This window comes from Bartonella massiliensis, assembly GCF_902150025.1.
Classification (GTDB): domain Bacteria; phylum Pseudomonadota; class Alphaproteobacteria; order Rhizobiales; family Rhizobiaceae; genus Bartonella; species Bartonella massiliensis.
The window spans coordinates 71,019-80,267 of record NZ_CABFVS010000020.1 but is presented as its reverse complement, the minus strand read 5'-3'; the positions used below and the strand labels follow the sequence as shown (position 1 = coordinate 80,267).

Below are 9,249 nucleotides of genomic sequence, written 5' to 3'. Positions count from 1 at the left end.
GCCTTTAAACCACTCATGCGATTCATTAAACGAACAAGATATTGATTTATAATGATATTTAACTTTTTTACATATTGAATGAGAGTCTTAAATATCGTAAGATTTTCTCATTTAAAATCTGTTTATTTTGAAACAATTAAAACCTCTCCGCTTGCACGTCACAAGCGGGATTAGCGTGTGGATAAAATTTGTATAAGAAAGGAACAAAAATGGCTTTTCATGAACCGTCTCAATGCAAAGTCTGTTGCAACACTCAAAGGCTGGCAAAGTGTATGATGGCGCCGGCTTGCTCCTTCACAAGCGCAAAGATGGTAATGCTCAATGGATTTTATATTATTTCAGGAGGCTTTACCATTATACCATTCATGGACATCGTCGTGAAATGGATGTGACGTACATTTTGAGAGATGTCTCTTTAAAAAAGCTCGTGAATTGACAACTGGATGGCATTCTATTTTTCTAAAGGTTCTATGAAACAAACCTTTCTCTCAATATTCAACACGCACTTTAACAACACTTAACACGTCAAGAAAACGCATATACCTTCTATCACCACATATTCAATGAGAGTATTTTACAGAAATAGTATAAAATTTTAAATGTCTAAAAACCCACCCTCCTAAATAGAATACTCTATTTTAGCCACCAGACATCATACAACAATTTTAAATCTCAACAAAACCCAAAGAATAAAAGCTTCACGCAAAACTGTATTTTTAAATCGGTCTAAAACAGTACTCTCAATTCTTTCCATTGCGTAAGAAATCTGTTCTAATTTCCAATATTTTAAAGCTTGTTCAATTATTTTTTTCATTGAAAAATGGAGGGACGTGCTTGAGAAACCACCGTAAAAGGCGATTTTCCTTCAACCTTTACCAGATAATACAACAAGCTAGAATTGCGAAAATATCTCTGTCTCATCCTCAAAATAACCAATCATCACATTTTTTAAAATGTTAAGCTGCCATCTGACGTCGTGCAATAATTGTAAGACCTAACAAAGCTTGACGAATGATAGCTTCACCCAAAAGCGGATTTTTACGGCTGTCTAAAACAGCACTCTCAATTCTTTCCATTGCGTAAGAAATCTGTTCTAACTTCCAATATTTTAAAGCTTGTTCAACAGTCTTTTTTCGTTGAAAAAAAATGGGGGGCGTGCTTGAGAAACCACCGTAAAAGGCGACTTTCCTTCAACCTCTACCTGATAACGCAACAGCTGTAATTGCTGAAAATGCCTTTGTGCTGTACTCAAAATAAAAAAAAGCGTCCCATGTAATGCCGCATGTCGATTAAAATGCGCTTCAAAGCCTGATATATCGCCTAATAACAGAGCATCAATGACTTCATCTTGAGAAAGAGCGCTTACATCGCTTACAACAGCTTTTACATCCTCAAGAGTAATATGAACATCTTTAGCGTAAAGACAAAGCTTCTCTAATTCACCTCGTGATACAAGGCGATCAGCTCCTAAACTTTCATGCAGCCATCTGCGTGCATCCAAAGAAAGAGTCTTCTTAAATTGCCCTAAAACCTCATCAATCAAACCGTCAAGAGAACGCATATCATCAGCAAAACAAGGCAAAGCCATTGCACTTGATGCCGTTTCAACAGCATTGCGCAACCCTGTTCCTTTTTTTAAATCCCCCGCTTCAATGAGAATAAAACTTTTCTCTGGTGGTTTCTCAATTAAAAGCTTCAAGGCAGTAAGAAAACCTTTTTGGTTAGCAGCATTTGAAATCCATATCAAACGATCGCCCCCAAAAAGAGATACAGTACACGCTTCATTTTCCAAACGTGCAGGATCCTTATCGATTTCAGCAGCATCCAAACGAATTGTTGAAAATGGATCTTCTATTGCAACCTTTGTAAGCTTTGCAAAACGTTGTGCACGCTCACAAATAAGACCACGGTCTGATCCATAAATAAGAACAATAGGAAAAGCACGTGAAAAACGTGTTAGAAACTGATCAACCTCATGTGCTTTTTTCTGAGCCACACTATTAATCCATTAATAGTTCATCATCATCAAGAACTTCCCCACGAACTTTCTGAAACATACCAATTAAATCATTAACATCCAAGCCTTGACGCTCTTCATGACAGACATCCAAAATCACTTTTCCACCATGTAACATCAAAGTGCGATCGCCATAGTCAAGAGCCTGACGCATAGAATGGGTCACCATAATAGTCGTTAATTTTTTCTCTTCAACGATTTTTTCAGTCAATCGCATCACAAAATCAGCCATTCCAGGATCAAGCGCTGAAGTATGTTCATCAAGTAATAAAACATCCGCATGCGCTAACGTTGCCATCACAAGACAAACAGCTTGGCGTTGTCCACCAGATAAACTATCCATAGGATTTTGAATATATGCTTCAAGACCAATGCCTAATTGAGCAATTTTCTCCCGAAAAAATTGCCTTTTTTCATGATTTAAAGCTGAACGCAAACTACGACGATTTCCTCGAAGTGTCGCAAGAGCCAAATTTTCTTCAATTGTTAAAGAACCACAACTTCCCATTAATGAATCTTGAAAAACACACGCAACCTTTCCAGCACGTTCACTAACCGATTGCCTAGAAACATTTTGTCCATTGATGACCACTTTTCCTGTCGAGGGAAGCGTTGTCCCTGCTAAAACACTGAGCAAAGTTGATTTACCCGCACCATTTGAACCGATAACGGTCACAAAACTGCCCTGATCAATTTTAAGGTTAATATCAATTAAAGCCTGTTTTTCCAAAGGCGTTTGCTGTTTAAATGTAACCCCAACATGAAAAAACTCAATCACGTTTACGCCTCCTCCAATAGCGTGGCACAATAAGAGTTAAAACAACCAACAATGAAGTAATCAACTGAAGATCTGTCGATGTATCAATACCAATGCCATTAGCTTCAAATGCAAATTGCACCGCCACACGATACAGCACAGATCCCACAATACAGCTGATTATAATCCAAAAAATATTACGTGTACGAAAGAGCGTTTCACCAATAATCACGGCTGCTAACCCGAAAACAATTGTCCCAATTCCACCGGTAATATCCGTTGCAATCGCGGTTTGAATATAAAGAGAACCACCAAGTGCAACACAAGCATTGGAAAGCCCCATACCAAAATAAATCAATGCTGATGTATGAACACCTTGCGCTGTCGCCATGCGTGGATTAGCACCCATTGCGCGCATAGCAAGACCAATTTCACTTTCCAAAAACCGCCAAATCAAAAACGCTACAACCAATAATACAGTACCAACGAAAAGAGGACGCACAAAGATATCAGACAAACCAAACAAATTATAAAATGGTGTTAAAGCCGTATCAGCAAGCCCCAAGTTAACATTAGAGCCTCCCATAATTCCCATAATACGAAGATTAACCGTATAAAGTGCGGACATTGTTAAAATAGAAGCTAAAAGATTCAAAATACCAAAACGCAAATTCAACAGAGCTGTTAATAAACCAGCAGCCATACCTGCACAAAAAGCACATGCCATAGCTGTCCATGCATTAAACCCTAAAAGAATCAGGACACCACAGACACAAGACCCGAGAAGAAATGAGCCATCAACCGTTAAATCCGGAAAATCCAAAACGCGAAATGAGAGATAAACCCCTATAGCCACAAATGCATAAATAAGACCTAATTCCACAGCGCCAGAAAACGCAAATATATTCATGTAAAGACAATCTCCATGAACTCTATGAAAACTTAATGCACTTTTAATGCACTTTTATTGTATCAATATCCTATTGACAAAAGTCATTGAATCACTTTTGTCGCACGGTCAATAACGGCCTGCGGAATAACAATTCCTGCTTTTTCTGCTGCTTTCATATCAATTCGAATATCATTATTAGCCGCATGCACAACATCAATATCACCAGGCTTTTCACCCTTTAGAATACGCACAACCAACTTCCCAGCATCAACACCTACATCATAGAAGTTCACACCTTGCGTCATAAAAGGCCCACGTCCTATCGTATTAGCATCCACAGTAAATACAGGTATATTGGCTTCCTGTGTGACCTTTATTGCACCCTCTAAAACAGACAGAATCGTATTATCAGCAGGAACAAAAATAATATCGACCTTACCGATTAAAGCGCGTGTTGCTGCTTGAACATCTGAAGGCTTTGGTGCCGATGAAGGAATGATTTCAATTCCAACTTTTTTTGCTACATCCTTTAACGTTTTAAGTGTTGAAACAGAATTTGCCTCAGAAGCATTATAAAGATAACCAATTTTTTTCAAATCTGGTTTTACTTCTTGCAAAAGTTTAACACTTTCAGCAACATCTATACGATCAGAACTTCCTGTCACATTACAACCAGGTTTAGTCAGAGAAGAAACGATTTTAGCTCCAATAGGGTCTGAAATTGCAGCAAAAACGATAGGAATTGTTTTTGTTGCCGCAAGCATTGTTTGCGCTGAAGGTGTGGTAATGGCTACAATAACATCGGGTTTATCACCAACAAATTTACGTGCAATTTGCGTTGCTGTTGAAATATTGCCCTGCGCTGATAAAAAGGTCAGCTGAAAATTTTCACCTTGCTTATAATCATTCTCTGCAAGAACATCTTCCACACCTTTACGAACAGCATCGGCTGCAGGGTGAACCATAATTTGTGTTAAAGCAACTTTAATGTGTTTGACTTGATCATCTGCTTTTACAACACTGTTCATCATAAAAACAGCCGCAATGACAACCCCTAATATATTTATTCTCTTCAACATTATCCACCCTCTCCACGCAAAAATTAAAAGAGGAATTATCTATTACTGAAGAATCTTTTAAAATCAATCTTTATTTCATTTTATCGAAACATAGACAAAATAAATCAAACTGAGATGATATTTTTTTTGTTGCAATTCTTAGAAGCCTAAGCCATACAAGCACGGTATATATCGAATCGGTGAGCGGGTGTAGCTCAGGGGTAGAGCACAACCTTGCCAAGGTTGGGGTCGTGGGTTCGAATCCCATCGCCCGCTCCATTGAATTTTGATTTTCTTGATTCTTCTATTGGTTTGTAGCTTGCCAGCAGGTTTTGTATATTTTGACTTAAGTTTTGTACCAATTTATTTGTTTCAAATTGATTGTCAAAGGGTTCTCAAAGGGTCTTCAAGACCTTTCAAAGGCTGTTTAAAGCCCCTTTAATGAGTCTTTATTTTCTTCTCTTAAAGGTCGCAAGTTTTGATAATCAATTATCAGCCAGAATCCTATTACAGGAATCGCATTATTTGAGAAGCAGCATGCATAAAATGGTATAGCTTCTTTTAGCATAAATTGCGTGATAGCTTTTCAAATTTCTGAGGCATTATTAAAAAAAGAAACTTTGAGGAATTGGGTAAACATTACCCTATTGCTTAAACGCAAGGAATTTTCTCATGTTGACCGCATTTCTCACTATTGATGCAATTGGATCAACTTGATCCTATTGCCCTCTCCCATCAAAGGTGCAAACATTGCATTTTTATCTCATTGAAGATTCGTAATTTTTGTGAAAATCTATAGGACTTTACTCTCTGCAATCATCGGATCATCATTTTTAACCCAGAAAAAACGATCATTATTTATATGAAAGTGATTTAAGCAGATTTTTCGAAGAGATAGGTGTAATTTGCTAGATCACTAAACCGTTAAAATAAGCTTGAAAAGCAAGATGACAATCCCCATTGGTCCACGATGTTGTTTGGTAACAATAACGCCAAATTGGCCTGAAACATTTTTCACAAAGGTATTTTTCCAAAGGCATTAATCATAGTCTCTTGCCATTCCGAGGATAATTTTTTTTAATATTAGCAGCAAATCTTTTGCAGACTTACAAGTTTATAAAGACTTATTTAAAAGAATTTGGGATTACCTTTTAGCTGACTGATTTTTTACAGCCCCAATTAAAAGACCAATGAGTAATGATAAGAAAAACAGATGTTAAACAAATCAAAAATTGATTTATCATTAGAGAATAATTTTTATTCAAAAGTACGTTTTTTACCAAAATTGTGCCCTCAAATGCAGGTTATTGATTTTCCAAATGGTGTGTCTTCTGTTCATTCAACATTTGCTTCAGACACATTCAATATTATCTCTGCTAAAAATTTACAAGAAACGATACCTGTAGGCCAAGCAAAGTCCATAATCGATTCTTTTAATGCACAGAAACTCCCTTTAGCTTGGTGGGTTGGACCTCATTCGTCTCACTATAAAGTTGATGAAGTTCTCTTATCTATTGGTTTAGAGCATGTTGAAACAGAAGTAGGCATGGCGGCTTTAGCGCAAGATATAGATTCACATATTACTTCTACACCAGATAACTTAAAAATCAAGGAAGTTGAATCACTTCAAGATTTTATAGATTACGGAAATGTTATGGCATCCGTATTCGATCCTTTTGATGAAGAGGCGATTATATTTTATAAAACAATAAGTGACTATTATAAAAAAGATCCTGATATAGATATGTTCGTTGGTTATATCAACAACAATCCGGTAGCCATATGCTTTTGTATTAAAGCGGATGAAATTGGTGGGGTGTATGATATTGTCACCAATCCAGGTTTTCAGAAAAAAGGTATTGGAACATTCATGACAAAAATTGCTATTGAGCATTTAAAAAGAAAAAAATGTCATGTTATTGGTATGCAAGCTTCTCAAGAGGGAATGAGCATTTACAAAAAATTGGGTTTTATAAACTTTGGTGAATTTAAAGTTTATTCCAATAAACACATGATGATTTAACGACGAACTCTTCTTTTCTCACCACTTAAGAGAATTTACGATTTACAAATTCACTTTAGACAAATGAAAAGTTTTTATTTGATATGACGAACAATTTACTATTTATTGCTGTTATTAATGAAGAGTGAGACAAAAAATATTCAGCTTTATCATAATTTATGAGATAGTTAGTTTGTTAGTAAATTAATAGAAAAAGTTTCCGCTTTATATAAATATAATAACCAAAGGCTCTTCAAAGACCTTTCAAAAATCATAACCTCTTTAGGGAGTTTTCTTTCTTAAAGTTGCAATTAGGATGATGAGTTTCTTAGTACGAATCGCATTATTTGAAGAATTACACAAATAAATTGTTTTATTTCTTTTCGTGTAAATTAACTAAAGGTTTTTCCTATCTCTAACATATCCTATATACACTAAATAGCTTTCTTATTACCTTTGTCTATAAAACTTCAATTCAAGCAAACACACCGCTTATTTATTAAACTTTACGGTAACTTCTTTGATCACAATAGATAACCAGAAGAACATCAGCTACGATAAAAGCTTTTAACAATGACTTTTTTAGAAAAACACGCGATTTAAACAGAGTATACAAAGGAGTCACTATATTGTCAGCCTATCGATAACTTTTCCTTCTCTAACGATTACGCATATCTCTTCTATAATTTCTGTGCTCCACCATATGGTTATTCTTTTTGATTATTAACTTTCTCAACATAAAATCGTGCTTACACAATTTCCTATATTAATAGGCATACCAGTTGAAACTTTTTCGACTCATTCTTACCAAATCTCGCACAAATCACCCTTCCGCTAAACTTATGGAAAAATCACAACTGATTTTAATATTGTTCTCTCCATAAAAAGTATTTTGACATGTCAAAGAACCCCAAAGCCAATCGGCTCTTTCAAATAAATCATGATTTTAATTTATTTACACAATTTTTCATGACTTTTCATGGCGTCCAATACCTGTTAGCTTATTTCCTGATGGGTAAGCCAACGTCAACCATTTAGCGTTATTTTTCGTCCTAATTGAACAGATATGAAATCAACCTCATTTTTGTAAGCACAATCAACAAGCATTTGATCATAAGAATTGGAACCAAAAACATGAAGAATACACGGTAGATTAAGTAAAAGAGCCAACTGCTCAATCAACGTACAAGAAAATGCATGGGCGGATGAATGAAGCCACAATATACAATATTTCAGCCCACGCCATTGCGTCACAGCTTCTAAAAATTGTGTCTGCAAAGCTATACAATAATAATCCAACGGCACACACATATAGTTTTTTTGCAATACCTCAAGCTGATCCCGATAAAAAAGAAAGCGCGCCGCAATAATCACTTCTTGCGGCTCAAGTGAAAGACACAAAGGAGTAAGCATCTCCGTGCCCCCCTACCACTAAATAACGATATTGCGCGTTATTTTTTGTCATCTCTCCCAGCTTTCTGGTTTTAAAATGCACACATTTCATCAGCAAGATGCTCACAACATATCCGTACCTCTTCACTGATCACTTTCCATGTAAATCCCTTATCATCTGATGCAAAATCCTCTTTAGCTGAAGCAACTTGACACTGCAACGGACGACCTAAAGTATGTGCACACCGGCAATAAATGTTCGCACGGCTGTGTGCATTTTTGCTTGCACTCCCATGAGAAATAAGCCCAACCGGTTTCCTTAAAAAAACATTATCAACCACATGATCAAGAGCATTTTTTTAAACACCCGAATAAGACCCTTGATAAAGGGGGCTTGCAAGAATAATCTCATCAGCCGCCGCAATTGTTTTAACAAATTGACGGACTGCAACGCTTAGATGAACCTCTACATCATGGTAATAATCTGGATCAGCAATCGGCAAAAACTATTCACGTAAATCAACCCAATGAAGAGATGCATCACGCATCAATAGGCACTCAGCCAAACAGTTTGTCAAAGTTCTTGTTAACAAAGGTTAACGTATGGAACCCAAAGTAATAGCAATATTCAGCAGGATTCCCCCTCTATTTCCCCGAAAAATATGACTAAATGTTAAAAAATGATCATCAACAGAATGACTATAAATACGCCATCTACAATAACACCAATCATGATTACAAAACATGATTGAAAATCAACCGACCTTATTATTGGCAAAACGAAAACGAAGAAAGTCCTCGAAAATAAAATTACAGCAATAGGTCTTAGCCATTCTAACATTCTAGACTAAGAAATAACTGCAGTCTGCAGAATTACAATAAATATTAAAGACCAATATCACTAACCAATGATAACAAAAAGTTTTTTGCTTTTTTGTTTTTTAATTGTTTTTAAGACATATTAAACTTCTTGTTTAATTTTCGTAAAAAATATTTCAAAAATGATTTTCTAGGCTTTCAAAGATTTTTCACAACCCTTCTCTCTTTTTTACTTCCTCATCCCACCTCTTTCCACATAAACGAACCCCTCATGCAAAAGACAGCTGTTTTATTCGTTTTTGTATCAACACA

Annotated in this window: 8 protein-coding genes, 1 tRNA gene and 2 pseudogenes; 3 read left to right on the top strand and 8 right to left on the bottom strand. The window is 36.0% G+C overall.

Features of this window, described 5'->3' with window-relative positions; all coding sequences use genetic code 11:
• The first annotated feature begins 232 nt into the window (after positions 1-232).
• The gene (locus FNZ60_RS05395; protein ID WP_246054719.1) at positions 233-436 is read left to right on the top strand and encodes a DUF4102 domain-containing protein; all 204 of its coding nucleotides are present in this window, start codon (positions 233-235) and stop codon (positions 434-436) included.
• A 216-nt stretch (positions 437-652) separates the two neighbouring features.
• Here FNZ60_RS05395 and holA (FNZ60_RS10135) read toward each other — a convergent pair.
• The 5 genes and pseudogenes from holA (FNZ60_RS10135) to FNZ60_RS05370 form a co-directional block, all read right to left on the bottom strand.
• Positions 653-930, bottom strand: a pseudogene (gene holA / locus FNZ60_RS10135) (DNA polymerase III subunit delta); the annotation flags it as partial.
• A 26-nt stretch (positions 931-956) separates the two neighbouring features.
• A pseudogene (holA, locus tag FNZ60_RS05385) lies at positions 957-1,996 on the bottom strand (DNA polymerase III subunit delta).
• Between the two features lie 4 nt (positions 1,997-2,000).
• The gene (locus FNZ60_RS05380; RefSeq protein WP_142416643.1) at positions 2,001-2,795 is read right to left on the bottom strand and encodes an ABC transporter ATP-binding protein; all 795 of its coding nucleotides are present in this window, start codon (positions 2,793-2,795) and stop codon (positions 2,001-2,003) included.
• Entirely contained in the window at positions 2,788-3,684 is an 897-nt protein-coding gene (locus FNZ60_RS05375; RefSeq protein WP_142416642.1) for an ABC transporter permease, read from the bottom strand. The genes FNZ60_RS05380 and FNZ60_RS05375 overlap by 8 nt, the downstream gene beginning before the upstream one ends.
• 83 nt (positions 3,685-3,767) lie before the next feature.
• Complete coding sequence (locus FNZ60_RS05370; RefSeq protein ID WP_142416641.1) at positions 3,768-4,745, bottom strand: ABC transporter substrate-binding protein; 978 nt, start codon at positions 4,743-4,745, stop codon at positions 3,768-3,770.
• 183 nt (positions 4,746-4,928) lie between these two features.
• Here FNZ60_RS05370 and FNZ60_RS05365 point away from each other — a divergent pair.
• Together FNZ60_RS05365 and FNZ60_RS05360 are read left to right on the top strand one after the other, a co-directional pair.
• Positions 4,929-5,003 (top strand) — tRNA-Gly (locus FNZ60_RS05365).
• 934 nt (positions 5,004-5,937) lie between these two features.
• A complete protein-coding gene (locus FNZ60_RS05360) occupies positions 5,938-6,747 on the top strand; it encodes a GNAT family N-acetyltransferase (protein WP_142416640.1) in 810 nt (269 codons plus the stop codon).
• A 1,005-nt stretch (positions 6,748-7,752) separates the two neighbouring features.
• Here FNZ60_RS05360 and FNZ60_RS05355 read toward each other — a convergent pair.
• From FNZ60_RS05355 to FNZ60_RS10125, 3 genes are all read right to left on the bottom strand, one after another.
• Positions 7,753-8,139, bottom strand: coding sequence for a short-chain dehydrogenase (locus tag FNZ60_RS05355; RefSeq protein ID WP_246054718.1), 387 nt, complete (start codon positions 8,137-8,139; stop codon positions 7,753-7,755).
• 71 nt (positions 8,140-8,210) lie between these two features.
• Positions 8,211-8,459, bottom strand: a complete 249-nt coding sequence (locus FNZ60_RS10130) for a hypothetical protein (RefSeq protein WP_246054717.1) — start codon at positions 8,457-8,459, stop codon at positions 8,211-8,213.
• Between the two features lie 18 nt (positions 8,460-8,477).
• The gene (locus FNZ60_RS10125; RefSeq protein ID WP_246054716.1) at positions 8,478-8,621 is read right to left on the bottom strand and encodes an NAD(P)H-dependent oxidoreductase; all 144 of its coding nucleotides are present in this window, start codon (positions 8,619-8,621) and stop codon (positions 8,478-8,480) included.
• Positions 8,622-9,249: the final 628 nt, after the last annotated feature.